18 protein-coding genes and 1 pseudogene are annotated in these 16,154 nt (G+C 60.6%); 15 read left to right on the top strand and 4 right to left on the bottom strand.

Translation table 11 applies throughout. The annotated features are described in order from the left end of the window. The first annotated feature begins 4 nt into the window (after positions 1-4). The 6 genes from araG (at position 5) to AWU82_RS01070 (ending at position 7,167) form a co-directional block, all read left to right on the top strand. Positions 5-1,549 carry an L-arabinose ABC transporter ATP-binding protein AraG gene (gene araG / locus AWU82_RS01095; RefSeq protein ID WP_064383464.1) on the top strand — a complete coding sequence of 515 codons (1,545 nt, stop codon included), beginning with the start codon at positions 5-7 and terminating at the stop codon, positions 1,547-1,549. 12 nt (positions 1,550-1,561) lie between these two features. After that, positions 1,562-2,530 (top strand): L-arabinose ABC transporter permease AraH, encoded by a 969-nt coding sequence (araH, locus tag AWU82_RS01090; RefSeq protein WP_011335422.1) that lies wholly within the window; start codon positions 1,562-1,564, stop codon positions 2,528-2,530. Between the two features lie 267 nt (positions 2,531-2,797). Beyond that, complete coding sequence (locus AWU82_RS01085) at positions 2,798-3,511, top strand: GntR family transcriptional regulator (RefSeq protein ID WP_064384156.1); 714 nt, start codon at positions 2,798-2,800, stop codon at positions 3,509-3,511. Continuing rightward, a complete protein-coding gene (locus AWU82_RS01080) occupies positions 3,508-4,506 on the top strand; it encodes an ADP-ribosylglycohydrolase family protein (RefSeq protein WP_064383463.1) in 999 nt (332 codons plus the stop codon). Before AWU82_RS01085 ends, AWU82_RS01080 begins: the two co-directional genes overlap by 4 nt. A 272-nt stretch (positions 4,507-4,778) precedes the next feature. Next, positions 4,779-6,245, top strand: coding sequence for a purine-cytosine permease family protein (locus tag AWU82_RS01075; RefSeq protein ID WP_064383460.1), 1,467 nt, complete (start codon positions 4,779-4,781; stop codon positions 6,243-6,245). Beyond that, complete coding sequence (locus tag AWU82_RS01070; protein WP_064383459.1) at positions 6,238-7,167, top strand: PfkB family carbohydrate kinase; 930 nt, start codon at positions 6,238-6,240, stop codon at positions 7,165-7,167. The genes AWU82_RS01075 and AWU82_RS01070 overlap by 8 nt, the downstream gene beginning before the upstream one ends. 130 nt (positions 7,168-7,297) lie before the next feature. On the opposite strand, the gene AWU82_RS01065 is transcribed toward AWU82_RS01070, so the two are convergent. The 4 genes from AWU82_RS01065 to AWU82_RS01050 all read right to left on the bottom strand — a co-directional run bounded on the left by AWU82_RS01065 (position 7,298) and on the right by AWU82_RS01050 (position 9,169). Beyond that, positions 7,298-7,678 carry a Rho termination factor N-terminal domain-containing protein gene (locus AWU82_RS01065; protein WP_064383457.1) on the bottom strand — a complete coding sequence of 127 codons (381 nt, stop codon included), beginning with the start codon at positions 7,676-7,678 and terminating at the stop codon, positions 7,298-7,300. An 88-nt stretch (positions 7,679-7,766) separates the two neighbouring features. Next, on the bottom strand, positions 7,767-8,021 hold the full coding sequence (locus AWU82_RS01060; RefSeq protein ID WP_011335416.1) for a hypothetical protein: 255 nt from the start codon (positions 8,019-8,021) through the stop codon (positions 7,767-7,769). Positions 8,022-8,073: 52 nt separating this feature from the next. Next, positions 8,074-8,418: a hypothetical protein gene (locus tag AWU82_RS01055; RefSeq protein ID WP_011335415.1), complete on the bottom strand. Its 345-nt coding sequence runs from the start codon at positions 8,416-8,418 to the stop codon at positions 8,074-8,076. Positions 8,419-8,500: 82 nt separating this feature from the next. Beyond that, a complete protein-coding gene (locus AWU82_RS01050; protein WP_064383455.1) occupies positions 8,501-9,169 on the bottom strand; it encodes an HD domain-containing protein in 669 nt (222 codons plus the stop codon). A 111-nt stretch (positions 9,170-9,280) separates the two neighbouring features. On the opposite strand from AWU82_RS01050, the gene AWU82_RS01045 reads away from it, so the two are divergent. From AWU82_RS01045 to AWU82_RS01010, 9 genes and pseudogenes are all read left to right on the top strand, one after another. Next, positions 9,281-9,760: a GNAT family N-acetyltransferase gene (locus tag AWU82_RS01045; protein WP_041475599.1), complete on the top strand. Its 480-nt coding sequence runs from the start codon at positions 9,281-9,283 to the stop codon at positions 9,758-9,760. 159 nt (positions 9,761-9,919) lie between these two features. Continuing rightward, a complete protein-coding gene (locus AWU82_RS01040; protein WP_223290668.1) occupies positions 9,920-10,366 on the top strand; it encodes a hypothetical protein in 447 nt (148 codons plus the stop codon). Then, positions 10,303-10,437: pseudogene (locus AWU82_RS29640) on the top strand (PAAR domain-containing protein); the annotation flags it as partial. The gene AWU82_RS01040 and the pseudogene AWU82_RS29640, both read left to right, overlap by 64 nt. 6 nt (positions 10,438-10,443) lie before the next feature. Then, positions 10,444-11,184, top strand: coding sequence for an alpha/beta hydrolase family protein (locus tag AWU82_RS01035; RefSeq protein ID WP_064383453.1), 741 nt, complete (start codon positions 10,444-10,446; stop codon positions 11,182-11,184). Beyond that, on the top strand, positions 11,177-11,671 hold the full coding sequence (locus AWU82_RS01030) for a hypothetical protein (RefSeq protein ID WP_139831612.1): 495 nt from the start codon (positions 11,177-11,179) through the stop codon (positions 11,669-11,671). The genes AWU82_RS01035 and AWU82_RS01030 overlap by 8 nt, the downstream gene beginning before the upstream one ends. A 169-nt stretch (positions 11,672-11,840) precedes the next feature. Continuing rightward, positions 11,841-12,830, top strand: a complete 990-nt coding sequence (locus tag AWU82_RS01025) for a 2-dehydro-3-deoxygalactonokinase (protein ID WP_064383451.1) — start codon at positions 11,841-11,843, stop codon at positions 12,828-12,830. A gap of 19 nt (positions 12,831-12,849) precedes the next feature. Next, entirely contained in the window at positions 12,850-13,470 is a 621-nt protein-coding gene (locus AWU82_RS01020) for a 2-dehydro-3-deoxy-6-phosphogalactonate aldolase (protein WP_064383449.1), read from the top strand. 47 nt (positions 13,471-13,517) lie between these two features. Then, complete coding sequence (gene dgoD / locus AWU82_RS01015; protein WP_007950849.1) at positions 13,518-14,666, top strand: galactonate dehydratase; 1,149 nt, start codon at positions 13,518-13,520, stop codon at positions 14,664-14,666. A 175-nt stretch (positions 14,667-14,841) separates the two neighbouring features. Continuing rightward, positions 14,842-16,152 (top strand): MFS transporter, encoded by a 1,311-nt coding sequence (locus AWU82_RS01010; RefSeq protein WP_064383447.1) that lies wholly within the window; start codon positions 14,842-14,844, stop codon positions 16,150-16,152. Positions 16,153-16,154 lie beyond the last annotated feature (2 nt).

Genomic DNA, 16,154 nt, shown 5'->3' with positions numbered 1-16,154 from the left:
TTAAATGCACGCGCAAGTACAGACACAAGAACACAGCGCCAGCGGCAGCCTGCGTTTCAACGGGATCGGCAAGACCTTCCCGGGCGTGAAGGCGCTGGACGGCATCAGTTTCGTCGCTCACCCCGGACAGGTTCACGCCTTGATGGGCGAGAACGGCGCCGGCAAATCGACCCTGCTGAAGATCCTCGGCGGTGCCTACATCCCGAGCAGCGGCGAGCTGCAGATCGGCGAGCGGATGATGGCGTTCAAGTCCACTGCCGACAGCATCGGCAGCGGCGTGGCGGTGATTCACCAGGAGCTGCATCTGGTGCCGGAAATGACTGTGGCCGAGAACCTGTTTCTCGGTCATCTGCCGGCCAGTTTCGGCTTGATCAATCGTGGTGCGCTGCGCCAGCAAGCCTTGGCTTGCCTTAAAGGCCTGGCCGATGAAATCGACCCGCAGACCAAGGTCGGACGCTTGTCCCTCGGCCAGCGGCAACTGGTGGAAATCGCCAAGGCGTTGTCCCGTGGCGCGCATGTGATTGCCTTTGACGAACCGACCAGCAGCCTCTCGGCGCGGGAAATCGACCGCTTGATGGCGATCATCGGCCGACTGCGCGACGAGGGCAAAGTCGTGCTCTACGTCTCCCATCGCATGGAAGAAGTGTTCCGCATCTGCGACGCGGTGACGGTGTTCAAGGACGGTCGCTACGTGCGCACCTTCGACGACATGAGCCAGTTGACCCACGATCAACTGGTGACCTGCATGGTCGGGCGCGACATTCAGGACATTTACGATTATCGCGGTCGCCCGCGCGGTGCCGTGGCGCTGAGAGTCGATGGCTTGCTCGGCCCGGGCCTGCGCGAGCCGATCAGTTTCGATGCGCACAAGGGCGAAATTCTGGGCCTGTTCGGGCTGGTCGGGGCAGGGCGCACGGAGCTGTTCCGGCTGCTCAGCGGTCTGGAGCGCAACACCGCCGGACGCCTGGAATTGCGCGGCCATGAACTGAAGCTGCGTTCGCCCCGCGATGCGATTGCCGCCGGGATTCTGCTGTGCCCGGAGGATCGCAAGAAGGAAGGCATCATTCCGCTTGCCAGTGTCGCCGAGAACATCAACATCAGTGCGCGCGGTGCGCATTCCGGGCTCGGTTGCCTGCTGCGCGGGATCTGGGAAAAGGGCAACGCCGAGAAACAGATCAAGGCCCTGAAAGTGAAAACGCCCCACGCCGGGCAACAGATCAAGTTCCTGTCCGGCGGCAATCAGCAGAAAGCCATTCTCGGCCGCTGGCTGTCGATGCCGATGAAAGTCCTGCTGCTCGACGAACCGACCCGGGGCATCGACATCGGCGCCAAGGCCGAGATCTACCAGATCATCCATAACCTGGCGGCCGACGGTATTTCGGTGATCGTGGTGTCCAGCGATCTGATGGAAGTGATGGGCATTTCCGACCGCATTCTGGTGCTGTGCGAGGGCGCCTTGCGTGGCGAAGTCAGCCGCGACCAGGCCAACGAATCCAACCTGCTGCAACTGGCTTTGCCGCGCCACCGCGCTGACGGCGTGGCGAACTGAGAGGTGACTATGATGACAACCCAAAACGAAACCCTGCCGACCGAGCGCAAACCTCTGGATATGCGGCGCTTCCTCGACGACTGGGTGATGCTGCTGGCGGCGGTGGGCATTTTTGTCGCCTGCACCCTGCTGATCGACAACTTCCTTTCGCCGCTGAACATGCGTGGCCTGGGTCTGGCGATCTCCACTACCGGGATCGCCGCGTGCACCATGTTGTATTGCCTGGCGTCGGGGCATTTCGACTTGTCGGTAGGCTCGGTAATCGCCTGCGCCGGGGTGGTGGCGGCGGTGGTGATGCGCGACACCAACAGCGTGTTTCTTGGTGTCAGCGCTGCGCTGGTGATGGGCCTGATCGTCGGTTTGATCAACGGCATCGTGATCGCCAAGTTGCGGGTCAACGCGTTGATCACGACGCTGGCGACCATGCAGATCGTCCGTGGCCTGGCTTACATCTTTGCCAACGGCAAAGCGGTGGGCGTATCGCAGGAATCGTTCTTCGTGTTCGGCAACGGTCAGTTGTTCGGTGTGCCGGTGCCGATCCTGATCACTATCGTCTGCTTCCTGTTTTTCGGTTGGCTGCTGAACTACACGACCTACGGGCGCAACACCATGGCCATCGGCGGAAACCAGGAGGCGGCGTTGCTGGCGGGGGTGAATGTCGATCGCACGAAGATCATCATCTTCGCGGTGCATGGGGTGATTGGGGCACTGGCGGGGGTGATTCTGGCGTCGCGGATGACTTCGGGTCAGCCGATGATTGGCCAGGGTTTTGAGCTGACGGTGATTTCGGCCTGCGTGCTGGGCGGGGTGTCGCTGAGTGGCGGGATCGGGATGATCCGGCATGTGATTGCCGGGGTCTTGATTCTGGCGATTATCGAGAATGCGATGAACCTGAAGAATATCGACACGTTTTATCAGTATGTGATTCGTGGGTCGATTCTGCTGTTGGCTGTGGTTATCGACCGTCTCAAGCAACGCTAAGATCAAGAGCTCCCTCATCCTAACCCTCCCGGAGGGAGAGGGGACTAATTGGGGGATGCTTCAGAGATACATCGACCTGAAAGTGTTTTGCTGAATCCATAATCGACTGGGTTTTTCAGGTTGATGTAGAGCGTAATACAGCTCGGTCAGTCCCCTCTCCCTCCGGGAGAGGGTTAGGGTGAGGGTGCTTTTGATTTTCCTCGCCTTCTGTCACCAACCCAAAATTTCCCTTGCCCGTCTCAACCCGTTTCGGTTATCACTTTGTACATGATTAGACAGGTACGATTTGACAAGAAACAACGGGTGGTCGACGAGCTCGTCCGACGCATCGAAAGCGGCCTCATGGAGGACGGCTTTCTGTTGCCCGGCGAGCATCAGTTGGCTCAGGAATTCAACGTCAGCCGAGGCACGTTGCGCGAAGCCCTGGCTGAACTGAAGCGGCGCAATTACATCGCTACGCAAAGCGGGGTCGGTTCCATCGTCACGTTTGACGGCGTGGCGCTCGACCAGCGCAGCGGCTGGGCCCAGGCCCTGGCCGACAGCGGGGCGCTGATCAATACCGATGTGCTGCGCCTGGAAGCCGTGACCCGCGAGGATCTATTGCCGCGTTTCGGCTCCGATCAATTCATTCTTCTCGAACGTCGCCGCCGTTCCAACGATGGCACGGCGGTGTCCCTTGAACGCTCTCTGATGCCCGCCAGCGGAGGCCTGGAAAGCCTGCCGCGAGTGGGCTTGATCGATAACTCCCTGACCATCACCCTGGCCGCTTACGGCTACATCGGCGAGCGCGGCGATCAGTGGATCGGTGCCGAACCGCTCAACGCCGTGGATGCCGAACTGCTCGGCCGTCCGGAGGGCACGGTGTTCCTCAAGGCATTGCGCACCACCTACGACCGGCAAAACCGCTTTATGGAGCAGGTCGAAAGCCTGCTCGACCCGGTGCATTTTCGTCTGCACCTGCAATTTGGAGAATCGAAATGACCGCCCTCGACCGTGCCTTGGGCGCGTTTTACGGCCTGGCCCTGGGCGACGCGCTGGGCATGCCGACCCAATCCCTGAACCGCGAAACCATCAAGCAGCGCTTCGGCCAGATCACCGATCTGCAAGACGCCGGCCCCTTGCAGCCGATTGCCGCGAACATGCCCAAGGGCTCGATCACCGATGACACCGAACAGGCGATTCTGGTCGGCGAGTTGCTGGTTGAAGGCAAGGGTTGGATCGAACCGGCGGTGCTCGCGCAACGGCTGATCGAATGGGAAGCCGAGATGCAGGCCAAGGGCTCGCAGGACTTGCTCGGCCCGTCGACCAAGCGTGCGATTGAAATGATCCTCGCCGGCCATTCGCCGGAGGAGGCCGGGCGCTACGGCACCACCAACGGCGCTGCGATGCGCATCACCCCGGTGGGCATCGCGGCGGATGTCGCCGACCCCGAGCGCTTTATCGCGGCGGTGGTGCAGGCGTGTCAGGTCACTCACAACACCACGCTGGGGATTTCCAGCGCGGCGGCGGTGGCGGCGGTGGTCTCGGCCGGGATCAATGGTCTGGATCTGGGCGAGGCGCTGAACCTCGGCCAGCAGATCGCCCAGCAAGCGGAAACACACGGGCACTGGGTGGCCGGTGGGCGCATCGCTTCACGGATCAGTTGGGCGCGCAGCATCAGTGTCGAAAGCGACCCGGTGTTGCTCGCGGATCTGCTGTACGACGTGATCGGCACCTCGGTGGCGTCGCAGGAATCGGTCGTAGTGTCGTTCGCCCTTGCGCAGCAGGTCGCGGTCGGTGAAATGACGCCGTTCGATGCGCTGTGCCTGGCCGCGAGCCTGGGTGGCGACACCGACACCATCGCCGCGATTCTCGGCGCCATGCTCGGGGCCTGCCTGGGCCTGCAGAGCTGGCCGGTGCCGATGATCGAGACGGTGAAGGCCGTCAATGGTCTGGAGCTGGAACCGTTGGTGACAGGGCTGTTGGCTTTGCGTTGATTGGACTGACGCCATCGCTGGCAAGCCAGCTCCCACAGGGACGGTGCAAACCTCAAGGTTCGCTTTGAACCTGAGGGAGCTTCCACAGGGACGGTGCAAACCTCAAGGTTCACTTCCAACCTGTGGGAGCTGGCTTGCCAGCGATGGGCGCACCACAAATCCGGAATATTCACCCGCAATGGATCGCGCAGACAGGCCCAGGAAGGGGCGGGATGTCTTGTCGTTCTGCGTCATTGCCACAACCACAATAAAGGCAAACAGGAGCATTTTTCATGAGTTCATCGACCGCCGGGCAAAACGCCGGGCAACTGGAAACCCGGGGCATCGAACCGGTGCCGGAAGGTGAGTGCAACGGTCATCCGCTGCAACTGTTCTGGGTCTGGTTCGCTGCCAACATTTCCATCCTCGGCCTGCCGCTGGGCGCCACGCTGGTTGCGTTTCGCGGCCTGGCGATCTGGCAGGCGATCATCGTCGCGATCCTCGGCGCTGCCGGTTCGTTCGCGGTGGTGGGGATCATCTCGATTGCCGGCCGTCGCGGTCGTGCGCCGAGCCTGACTTTATCGCGGGCAATCTTCGGTGTACGCGGCAATATCGGCCCGACGCTGGTGTCGCTGATGTCGCGCCTAGGCTGGGAAACCGTCAACACCACCACCGCCGCGTTCGTGCTGCTGTCGTTGTGCTCGATCCTGTTCGGCTCGCCGGTGGAAGCCAAAAGCGCGCCGGTGCTGACCCTGATTTTCATCGCGATTTTCGTGCTGCTGACCCTGTCGGTGTCCGGCCTCGGCCACGCCACCTTGCTGGTGATCCAGAAGTGGGCGACCTATGTGTTCGGCGCACTGAACATTCTGGTCGGCGGCTTCCTCTGCGCGACCATCGACTGGAGCGCGGTGTTCAACGCGACGCCGGCGCCGATGAGCGCGATGATCATCGGTATCGGCACCATGGCGGCCGGCACCGGGATCGGCTGGGCCAACGCCGGCGCCGACATGTCGCGCTATCAGCATCGCAGCGTCAAAGCCGTGCGCCTAGTCGCTTCGGCGGCGTTCGGTGCGGGGATTCCGCTGGTACTGTTGATCACCCTCGGCGGCCTGCTGTCGGTGGGCAACAATGACCTGGCGTCGGCGACTGACCCGATTGTGGCGATCCGCGACATGCTGCCGACCTGGATGGCCGTGCCGTACTTGATCACCGCATTCGGTGGCCTGCTGCTGTCGAACAACCTGTCGGTGTACTCCGCCGGTTTGACCACGCTGACCCTCGGCTTGAAGGTCAAGCGCGTGTACGCGGTGGTGGTAGACATCGTGGCGATCTTCGCCGGTTCGATCTACTTCATGCTGATCGCCGACAGTTTTTACGGCCCGTTCATTACCTTCATTTCCCTGCTGGCGGTGCCGATCACCGCGTGGGTCGGGATCTTCGTGGTCGACCTGATTCACCGTCACTACTACAGCCCGAAAGACCTGCTCGACGTCAGCCCGAGCAGCGCCTACTGGTACAGCGGCGGCATCGAGTGGCGCGCGTTCGGCGCGTGGGCGATTGCGATCGTGCTGGGCTTCAGTTTCACCACCATCGGCACCACGGCTGAAAATGTCTGGTTCAAGGGCTTCCTGTCCGACTCCTGGCTGGGCCACAACGGCCTCGGCTGGATCGTGACGTTCGTGGTCGCCGGCGGCATTTACTTCGTACTCGGCGGGGCGAGAGATCGCCGCGCTGCGCAATCCGAGAATGCTCATGCCTAAGATGTTGCACACCGGCCAGGTCATCATTGACCTGGTCATGGCCGTGGATGCGCTGCCGCAAATTGGCGGTGACGTGCTGGCGCAGTCCGCCAGTTTCGAAGCCGGCGGCGGCTTCAATGTGATGGCTGCCGCCGCGCGCAATGGCTTGCCGGTGGTCTATCTCGGCCGCCACGGCAACGGTCGGTTCGGCGATCTGGCGCGGCAGGCGATGAACGCCGAAGGCATCCGCATCGGCATCGACCAGCCTGCAGAGCGTGACACCGGCATCTGCGTGGCGCTGACCGATGCGTCCGCCGAGCGCAGCTTCATTTCCTACATCGGCGCTGAAGGCGAGGTCACGGCGGCGGAGCTGAACAGCGTTGCCGCCGAGTCGGGGGACTACGTCTACGTCAGCGGCTACAGCCTGCTGCACAGCGGAAAGGCCCAGGCGTTGCTGGACTGGACGCTGGCGCTGCCGAGGACGATCAACGTGGTGTTCGATCCGGGCCCGCTGGTGGAATCGCCGGACTCACCGATGATGCAGGCGTTGCTGCCGCGCATCGATGTGTGGACCAGCAACAGCGTCGAGGCGCTGCGTTTCACTGGCGCGGCGGATATCGAAACCGCGTTGGACCGCCTGGCCGTGCACCTGCCGCAGGAGGTGCTGATGGTCGTGCGCGACGGCCCGCAGGGTTGCTGGATTCATCAGCGCGGTGAACGTCAGCATGTGCCGGGTTTCAAGGTGCAGGCTGTGGACAGCAATGGCGCAGGCGATGCGCATGCCGGAGCGTTTGTCGCTGGATTGGCGCAAGGACTGTTGGCACATGAAGCCGCCCGGCGGGCGAATGCTGCGGCTGCATTGGCCGTCACCCGCTGGGGCCCGGCGACCGCTCCTGGCACTGCCGAGGTTGATGTGCTGATCAGCAAAAAATGCACTGACTGAACGATCGCAATCGCTGGCAAGCCCGCTCCCACAGGTTTCAGTAGGGGGCGCAGTTTTTGCCAGCCCTTTGATTTCCGTGGGAGCTGGCTTGCCAGCGATAAGGCCTTCAGCCGTTACATCCAGTCTGGACCTAGCCGGCTCTGCGCAACGCCGCAATCAACTCATCTTTTCGCATCGACGAACGCCCGGGGATTTTCCGCTCCCGGGCCTCCTTGCGCAGGCTATCGACCGTCTGCACTTCGCGTGAAGCCTTGCTATCGCGCGAATGTCCCTCACGGCTTACTGTCGCGCGCCGCGCCGACTCCTTGCGATCTGAAGCTTTGGCGCTGGCCGGTTTCCGGCGCCCGGAACCTCCGGCCTTCTCGCCGCCGCCGGACTGTTTGTTCACTGTCGCCCAGGCGCGGGCTTCAGCTTCGTCCTTGGACATCCCTTTGTTCTGATAGCTGTCTTCGATGTGTTCGGCTTTGCGCTTCTGTTCTTCAGTGTATTTGGCTTTGCTTCCACGAGGCATGGCGAGTCTCCTGGTGGTTGGATGAATCTCGGTATGAACCGGCGCAGGCAATGCATTCGAACACTGCTTGCGCCAGTGACCGGAAGCGTCAGGTATCGAGCTTACGCGCCGCTTCCACACCCGCAGCGCTGAGCTTGATCGGCAGATTCAGCGAATGCTCTCCCGCTTCATTGCAAGTGATGTGTCCGTGGTGAATCAGTCCACGCTCCTGCAGGGCGGCGAGGGCACTGGCCACGACTTTCTCGCCGCGATAATTGTCCAGCACCTCTTTACCGAGGCCGCTTGGGTGGGCATGCAGCAGGCGGGTGAGGACTTCTTTTTCCAGGTTTTTATCGACGTTCATGGTTACCTCTTCAGGGAAGTGGATAAGACACGTTGCGTGGATGAAGCATGGATCACTGTCCTGCGCCTTCAGAGCCCGAACCACCCGTGGTGGTTTTCGAGCCGACGCCGGGACCGGCGTTGTCGGGGGCGGCCGGAGCGTCGGGGGTGTTCATGCCGCCCTGACGACCAGGATCGCTGCCCTGGGTGCGAGGATCGGTTCCTGTGGCGGGCGGCTGATTGATCAGCGGTACACCCGAGCCGTCGGTATTCATACCGGGGGCACTGTTGATGGCGGGTGCTCTGGGCTGGGTGACCGGATCGGTCGGCCCGGTGCCGGCGGCGGTGGTCGAGGCGGCGAATACCGCCGGACTGAGGAGGGTTGCGAATACGAGCGCAGTCAACCTTGACGGGATCATAGGGAGTCTCCAGTGATTGAAATCCTTACCTCACGTTGGTCTGCCCTCGTGAAAGATTGGTGCCTGATGAGCGACGAACGGTTCAGACGGGCTGAGCGCTTTCGAGGCCGATCTCGTCCTTGAACTGCTCCATGAAGCCTTTCAGGCGTTGATGGCGGAGCTGTGCCAGACGTTGGCCTGCAGTGGTCTGGAACCCGTCGGCGAGGTGCAGCAGTTTGGTCTGGAAATGATCGAGGCAGAATCGCTTGTCGTCGTAGTCCCTGTCCCGGGCTTCGGGATCGTGCGGGTCATACAGCGCGCTGCCCATCCGTCCGGCGGTGTAGAAGGTGCGGGCGACGCCGAGCATGCCGAGGGAATCGAGACGGTCGGCGTCCTGCATCAGTCGGGCTTCGAGGGTTAGCGGGGTGATGTTGGCGGAAAAGCTGTGGGCTTCGATGGCGTGGGTGACGGCGTCTATTTTGGCCTCGGGCCAGTTCAGTTTTGTCAGCACCTTTGAAGCTTTTTCCGCTGCCAGACGCGATGCCTGTGAGCGCAGTGGCGAGTTCTTTTCCACCGCCACGCAATCGTGCAGCAGCACGGCCGCGAGCAGTACTTCAAGGTCGCCACCTTCCTCGGTCTGCAAGGTGCGCGCGTTGTGCCAGACCCGTTGCAGGTGCGACAGATCGTGGGCGCCGTCCTCCGACGGTTCCAGCGCGTGGGGCAGCAGTTGGGCGGCGAGTTCCGTGAGAGGCGAAAAAGCGAGATTGTTCATGGGAGTCCTTGTGAATCATCGGCCGCGCTAGCCTAATCCGCGGATTGCCATGTGACGAGCGCCGCGCGCCGCCTTAGTATGGCGTTTTCCTTTTTCCGACAAGGCCCGTCCATGACGATCGAAATCCGCCCGGCGACCCCCAGCGATGCACCGCAAATCCTCGCGTTCATCACTGAACTTGCAGACTTCGAAAAGGCCCGTCACGAAGTCATCGCCAGCGTCGCGGACATTGAACGCAGCCTGTTCAGCGAAGGCGCCACGGCACATGGCCTGATCTGCCTGCGCGACGGCTTGCCGATCGGTTTTGCGGTGTTCTTCTTCAGCTATTCGACCTGGCTGGGCAGCAACTGCCTGTACCTCGAAGACCTCTACATCACCCCGGAACAACGGGGCGGCGGCGCCGGAAAAACCCTGCTGCGCCACCTCGCAAAAATCGCCTGCGCCAACGACTGCGGCCGCTTCGAATGGAGCGTGCTGGACTGGAACACCCCGGCCATTGAATTCTACAAATCCCTCGGCGCCCAGCCGCAGGAAGAGTGGGTGAGGTATCGCATGGATGGCAAGGTGTTGCGCGAGTTTGCCGAGGGCTGAACAAATAGTGGCAATCTGACTGTTGATTCGATTGTCCAAACCGCTCTAGTCCGGCATCCTGTGCGCCATTTTTGCGCGCTCACGGACGACACCTGCAATGCCTCTGGCACTCTTTCTCCACGCCCGTGGAGCCTTCGCTGCGTCAACGAGTGACCGGCGATGAGCGGACTTCGGGCGTCGATCCGCCTCTACGGTCTGGTCAAAAACCTCGGCTCCAGCGACAACCCGAACCACCAACCGGTAGACATCCTCTGCACCGTCAACCGCATGGGCTGCAAAGCTATCCGTGCGTTTGTCTCGCGGCTCGATGCCGAGCTGATGGCGCGTAGCGCGGGCTACGATGACTACCGGGTGATACCGCTGCGAACGTTTGATCCGAACGGATTCATCGATGTTCATCAAGGCTGGCTGAGCCTGCACGTGTGCTGCGGATTTGTCGCGCCGGCCGGGCAATCGATGTTCCACCAAGGCGTGCTGTCGCCGATGGGCTGGTACGTCTACTCGGAAACTGGCCGCTGGACGGCCGAGCGCTACGCGTCACCGACCCCATGCCAAATCACCCTTACGCGATTCAACGCGCTGATGGGAGCGTGGAGCACGGCGTAACCAATGACGCGGGGTTTACCCATACCGTGAGTTCGCATTTGCCTGAGTCGATCAAGCTGTTCGTGGAGTAGGCAGATATGACTACTGAAAATCCTGCTCTGAAAGGCTGTAAAAGACTGGTCGTGACCCACGACCTGACCTGCAAAACGGACGGAACAGTCAAGCAGGCCACGATCACTCCCAAAAAGATTGTTCTGTTTTTTGTGGGTGGTGCGGGTGATAAAGAAAGTTATTACAGCACAGGCCCCAATAATAACGTTGCTGACGTCATGAAGGTGTTCGTCAGGGATATGGAGGCTGAGGGTATTTGTTCTGATAATTATGATATCCACCATATTGGTTATAACTATTTTATTAGTGAAGATGATCTGAAAAAGAATGTGCTGAAGAAGATTGCTGATGTGACCACGCCTGTATATATCATTGGGCATAGCTTGGGCGGATGGAATGGTGCGCACCTGTCAGCTGTATTGACTGATAAGGGGTATCGAATTCCGTGTCTGGTTACACTCGATCCGGTTGGCGAAGGAAAAATCGTGTGGGGGGGTTCTAACATCTACCGTCAGGAGCCGAAGCCGAAGGCGGAATATTGGGTTAACGTCAGAGCCGATGCCAAAGACTGGAATTTTTCCGATCTCGTAGCCGATTTTGGAGAGCAATGGGATATGAAAAGTGGGCCCAATATGAACGGGCGAGTGAATGTGAATCACGCCGATGCCTGGGTTATCTACACATCAGTCCTGCAAAGTGGCATCTCGGCCAGAGACGCTTTGATGCAGGTTGTTGTTACTCATTTCAAAGGACGGAAATGTGCGTAATATAATTTTATGTATGGCTTTCTTGCTTTGCACTTCCTGTGCGATGAATCATGGTAAGCCCACTGCTCATTTACAATACGTTGGTGTTGAACGTTATTTGGATAGGAATATTTATCAGGTGCGTTTTTCGTCTGATGTTGATGTTGTCAATCTTTTCAAATCAAAAATAAGCCAGACGCTGCTGTGTTCTTTTGAGGACGATTTTGATTTTTCGGCACCTCACTCTGCGGGTAGATATGGAGAGGGTTTTGTCGAGCCTGAAATTTCAAGTGCCGGGCCGGTTTTCAGGGCGGATGTTTTATTTTTCAAAAGAAAAAACGATACCAGTGAAAAAATCATTGAAGGTGAGGCATTGAGGTCTTTATTAGTGGGCCGAGAGTCTATTGTCTGTAAGGTCAGAATTAATTCCTACTCCTATAAAATATATTTGTCGGAGGACATGAAAGTTCCAACGGCAGATCTGTTAAGAGAGATCGATAAGTTTTAAACGGGATGCGATCCGTCCGGACAGGCGGTGCTCGTTGCTCAATTCGCTGTCCGGGCTTTTAAGAAAGGCAAATCCCAAAATATGGGATGCAAAATTACATATTGAGATTTCTCGCCTGAGAGGTCTATAGTCCAGCTCACTCACTGCCAATAACAAAACAGGTGAAGCGATGCTGGCGCAATTGATCGCGCTCGATTGGGGGACGACCTCACTACGTGCTTACAAAATCGCGGCGGGCGGGCAGGTGCTGGCGCAGCGGTCGCTGTCGTTCGGGATCATGCAGTTGCCGAAGACGCCGCGGGTCATCAACGGTCGTGAATGCGCCGACGGTTTTGAACTGGCGTTCGACGAGGCGTGCGGCGACTGGCTCGACGCGCAACCCGGCTTGCCGGTGATTGCCTGTGGCATGGTCGGCAGCGCCCAGGGCTGGCGCGAAGCGTCCTACCGCGATACGCCGGCCAACGTGGCCGATCTCGGAAAATCCCTGCAAACCGTTCACAGTCTTCGCGGTGTCGACGTGCATATCGTGCCGGGTGTGATTCAGCGTTCGGCGCTGCCGAACGTGATGCGCGGCGAGGAAACCCAGGTCCTCGGTGTCCTGCAGAATCTGCCGGTCGAGGCGGGCAATGATCTGCTGATCGGCCTGCCCGGCAGTCATTCGAAATGGGTGGAAGTGGCCGACGGCTGCATCACCCGCTTCGACACCTTCATGACCGGCGAAGTGTTCGCCGTGCTCAGCGAACACAGCATTCTCGGCCGTACCCAACAGCACAGCACGACGTTCGACGCCGAGGCATTCGATCGCGGCGTGCAGGTGGCATTGTCGGCAGAGGGCGAAATCGGCGTGCTGTCGACCCTGTTCAGCGCCCGCAGCCTGGGCCTGACCGGTGAACTCAGCGCCACTGCGCAACCGGATTATCTGTCCGGCCTGCTGATCGGCCACGAGCTGACGGCGCTGGCCGCCGTGCAACGGCGCCGACGCAACAGCACAGATCTTCCTTCGATCATCCTCATCGGCAACGCACAGTTGTGCGCCCGCTACAGCCGTGCCCTCGACACCTGCGGTTTTGCCCGGGTGACCCTGGCCGAGCAAGCCACCGAGCGTGGACTGTGGCAACTGGCGCTCGCCGCCGGACTGATCGATTCCTCATCCCGTTAACCCTGACTGGAGGCCTGACATGCTCAAGCAAGCACTGGCGCAAAACGGTCTGATCGCGATTCTGCGCGGCCTGCATCCGCAGGAAGCCGCCGCTGTCGGAGAAGTCCTGTATGCGGCCGGATTTCGCGTCATCGAAGTACCGCTCAATTCCCCCTCGCCGTACGAAAGCATCCGTATTCTGCGTAAGGCCTTGCCCGCCGATTGTCTGATCGGTGCCGGCACGGTGCTGACCCCGGAACAGGTCGAATTGGTGAAGGAGGCCGGCGGCCAGGTGATCGTCATGCCCCACAGCGATGCCAAGGTGCTGCGGGCGGCGAAAGCGGCGGGGCTGTACCTGTCGCCGGGCGTTGCCACACCGACCGAAGCCTTTGCGGCACTGGAGGAGGGTGCTGACATTCTCAAGCTGTTCCCGGCCGAACAGATGGGCCCGGCGGTGGTGAAAGCCTGGCTGGCGGTGTTGCCCGTCGGGACGATCCTGGCGCCGGTCGGTGGCATCACGCCGGACAACATGCAGGCGTTCATCGACGCCGGCGTCAAAGGCTTTGGCCTCGGTTCCGGGCTGTTCAAGCCGGGCATGACGACTGAGCAAGTGGCGGCCAATGCCAAGGCCTACGTGGCGGCCTGGAAAGCCCTTCGCTAAGACTTTTCAGCGCTGCGTGCGCTGCATCTAACAAGAGAGACAAGCAGATGAAAATCACCAAACTCACCACCTTCATCGTCCCGCCGCGCTGGTGTTTCCTGAAAGTCGAAACCGACGAAGGCGTGACCGGTTGGGGCGAGCCCGTGGTCGAGGGCCGCGCCCACACGGTTGCTGCTGCGGTCGAGGAATTGTCCGACTACCTGATCGGTAAAGACCCACGCAATATCGAAGACATCTGGACCGTGCTGTATCGCGGCGGCTTCTACCGGGGCGGCGCGATCCACATGAGCGCACTGGCCGGTATCGATCAGGCGCTGTGGGACATCAAGGGCAAGGCGCTCGGTGTGTCGGTCAGCGATCTGCTCGGCGGTCAGGTGCGGGACAAGATCCGCGTGTATTCGTGGATCGGCGGTGACCGTCCGGCGGACACCGCGCGGGCCGCTAAAGAGGCGGTGGGCCGGGGTTTTACGGCGGTGAAAATGAACGGCACCGAGGAGCTGCAATTTCTCGATACCTTCGAAAAAGTCGATCTGGCGCTGGCCAACGTTGCCGCCGTGCGCGATGCGGTGGGGCCGAACGTCGGCATCGGCGTCGACTTCCATGGCCGGGTGCACAAGCCGATGGCCAAGGTGCTGATGAAGGAGCTCGATCCTTACAAATTGATGTTCATCGAAGAGCCGGTGCTCAGCGAAAACTATGAAGCGTTGAAGGAACTGGCGCCGCTGACCAGCACCCCGATTGCCCTCGGTGAGCGGCTGTTTTCGCGGTGGGACTTTAAACGGGTGTTGAGCGAAGGCTACGTCGACATCATCCAGCCGGATGCGTCCCACGCCGGCGGCATCACCGAGACCCGCAAGATCGCCAACATGGCCGAAGCCTACGACGTGGCGCTGGCACTGCATTGCCCGCTGGGGCCGATTGCACTGGCGGCGTGTCTGCAACTGGACGCCGCTTGTTACAACGCGTTTATCCAGGAGCAGAGCCTGGGCATCCATTACAATGAGAGCAATGACCTGCTCGATTATGTGAAGGATCCACGGGTGTTCGACTACGACAAGGGCTTCGTGAAAATCCCCAACGGCCCGGGCCTGGGAATCGAGATCAACGAGGAATACGTGATCGAACGCGCGGCGGTCGGCCACCGCTGGCGCAACCCGATCTGGCGGCATGCCGATGGCAGTTTTGCCGAGTGGTGAGTCGCTGATTCCCTTCTAAGCGATCGTTCCCACGCTCCGCGTGGGAATGCCTCAATGGACGCTCTGCGTCCGCTCTTGGGACGCAGAGCGTCCCGGGCTGCATTCCCACGCGGAGCGTGGGAACGATCTCGCCTGCTAAATCCGACCTCAATAAACATAAGAAGAGGCGCTCCCCATGCAACCGCAAACCCTTATCGGGCAAGCGACGTTAGTCGCGCCCAGCCGCAAGCGATTTTTCATCATGGTGTTGCTGTTCATCACCGTGGTCATCAACTACCTCGACCGCAGCAACCTGTCGATTGCCGCCCCGGCACTGACGACGGATCTGGGCATCGACCCGGTGCACGTCGGGCTGATCTTCTCGGCGTTCGGCTGGACCTACGCCGCCATGCAGATCCCCGGCGGCTGGCTGGTGGATCGGGTGCCACCGCGCATCCTTTACAGCGTCGCGCTGCTGTTGTGGTCGCTGGCCACGGTGATGCTCGGGTTCGCTGCCAGTTTCATCGCGCTGTTCGTGCTGCGCATGGCGGTCGGTGCGCTGGAAGCGCCGGCGTATCCGATCAACAGCCGCGTGGTGACGACCTGGTTCCCCGAGCGTGAGCGGGCCACGGCCATCGGCTTCTATACCTCCGGGCAGTTTGTCGGGCTGGCGTTTCTGACCCCGGTGCTGGCGTGGCTGCAACATGAGTTTGGCTGGCACATGGTGTTTGTCGTGACCGGCGCGGTGGGCATTGTCTGGGCGGCGATCTGGTACGCGGTGTATCGCGAACCGCGTGATTTCAAAGGCGCCAACCAAGGCGAAATCGACCTGATCCGGGAGGGCGGCGGGTTGGTGGACATCGCCGCCGAAACCGCCAAGGTGAAGGCGAAATTCAGCTGGACCGATCTCGGCATTGTCCTGAGCAAACGCAAGTTGTGGGGGATCTACCTCGGCCAGTTCTGCCTGAACTCGACGTTGTGGTTTTTCCTGACCTGGTTTCCGACCTACCTGGTGAAATATCGCGGCATGGACTTCATCAAGTCCGGTCTGCTGGCGTCGCTGCCGTTTCTCGCCGCGTTCATCGGCGTGCTGTGCTCCGGGTTCTTTTCCGACTTCCTGATTCGCCGTGGCTGCACCGTCGGGTTTGCGCGCAAGCTGCCGATCATTGGCGGGCTGCTGATTTCCACCTCGATCATCGGCGCCAACTTCGTCGAATCGACGCCGTTGGTGATTGCCTTCCTGGCGCTGGCATTTTTCGGCAACGGGCTGGCGTCGATCACCTGGTCGCTGGTCTCGACACTGGCGCCGGCGCGGTTGCTGGGCTTGACCGGTGGGGTATTCAACTTCATCGGCAACCTGTCGGCGATTGCCACGCCGATTGTCATCGGCTTCCTGGCTAGCGGCGATTCGTTCGCCCCGGCGATCACCTACATCGCGGTTCTGGCATTGATCGGTGCTTTGTCCTACGTGCTGTTGGTGGGCAAGGTCGAGCGCATCGAGTTGTAGTC

Source organism: Pseudomonas glycinae, assembly GCF_001594225.2.
GTDB classification, from domain to species: domain Bacteria; phylum Pseudomonadota; class Gammaproteobacteria; order Pseudomonadales; family Pseudomonadaceae; genus Aquipseudomonas; species Aquipseudomonas glycinae.
This window is presented reverse-complemented; position numbering and strand designations above follow the sequence as displayed.

Bases quoted from the DNA above. Each gene is read 5' to 3' on its own strand.
- AWU82_RS01075 (WP_064383460.1), top strand. From the start codon at position 4,779: ATGAGTTCATCGACCGCCGGGCAAAACGCCGGGCAACTGGAAACCCGG.
- AWU82_RS01060 (WP_011335416.1), bottom strand. From the start codon at position 8,021: ATGAACGTCGATAAAAACCTGGAAAAAGAAGTCCTCACCCGCCTGCTG.
- AWU82_RS01010 (WP_064383447.1), top strand. From the start codon at position 14,842: ATGCAACCGCAAACCCTTATCGGGCAAGCGACGTTAGTCGCGCCCAGC.
- AWU82_RS01055 (WP_011335415.1), bottom strand. From the start codon at position 8,418: ATGATCCCGTCAAGGTTGACTGCGCTCGTATTCGCAACCCTCCTCAGT.
- AWU82_RS01065 (WP_064383457.1), bottom strand. From the start codon at position 7,678: ATGCCTCGTGGAAGCAAAGCCAAATACACTGAAGAACAGAAGCGCAAA.
- araH (WP_011335422.1), top strand. From the start codon at position 1,562: ATGACAACCCAAAACGAAACCCTGCCGACCGAGCGCAAACCTCTGGAT.
- AWU82_RS01020 (WP_064383449.1), top strand. From the start codon at position 12,850: ATGCTCAAGCAAGCACTGGCGCAAAACGGTCTGATCGCGATTCTGCGC.
- AWU82_RS01045 (WP_041475599.1), top strand. From the start codon at position 9,281: ATGACGATCGAAATCCGCCCGGCGACCCCCAGCGATGCACCGCAAATC.
- AWU82_RS01025 (WP_064383451.1), top strand. From the start codon at position 11,841: ATGCTGGCGCAATTGATCGCGCTCGATTGGGGGACGACCTCACTACGT.
- AWU82_RS01040 (WP_223290668.1), top strand. From the start codon at position 9,920: ATGAGCGGACTTCGGGCGTCGATCCGCCTCTACGGTCTGGTCAAAAAC.
- araG (WP_064383464.1), top strand. From the start codon at position 5: ATGCACGCGCAAGTACAGACACAAGAACACAGCGCCAGCGGCAGCCTG.
- AWU82_RS01035 (WP_064383453.1), top strand. From the start codon at position 10,444: ATGACTACTGAAAATCCTGCTCTGAAAGGCTGTAAAAGACTGGTCGTG.
- dgoD (WP_007950849.1), top strand. From the start codon at position 13,518: ATGAAAATCACCAAACTCACCACCTTCATCGTCCCGCCGCGCTGGTGT.
- AWU82_RS01050 (WP_064383455.1), bottom strand. From the start codon at position 9,169: ATGAACAATCTCGCTTTTTCGCCTCTCACGGAACTCGCCGCCCAACTG.
- AWU82_RS01085 (WP_064384156.1), top strand. From the start codon at position 2,798: ATGATTAGACAGGTACGATTTGACAAGAAACAACGGGTGGTCGACGAG.
- AWU82_RS01080 (WP_064383463.1), top strand. From the start codon at position 3,508: ATGACCGCCCTCGACCGTGCCTTGGGCGCGTTTTACGGCCTGGCCCTG.
- AWU82_RS01070 (WP_064383459.1), top strand. From the start codon at position 6,238: ATGCCTAAGATGTTGCACACCGGCCAGGTCATCATTGACCTGGTCATG.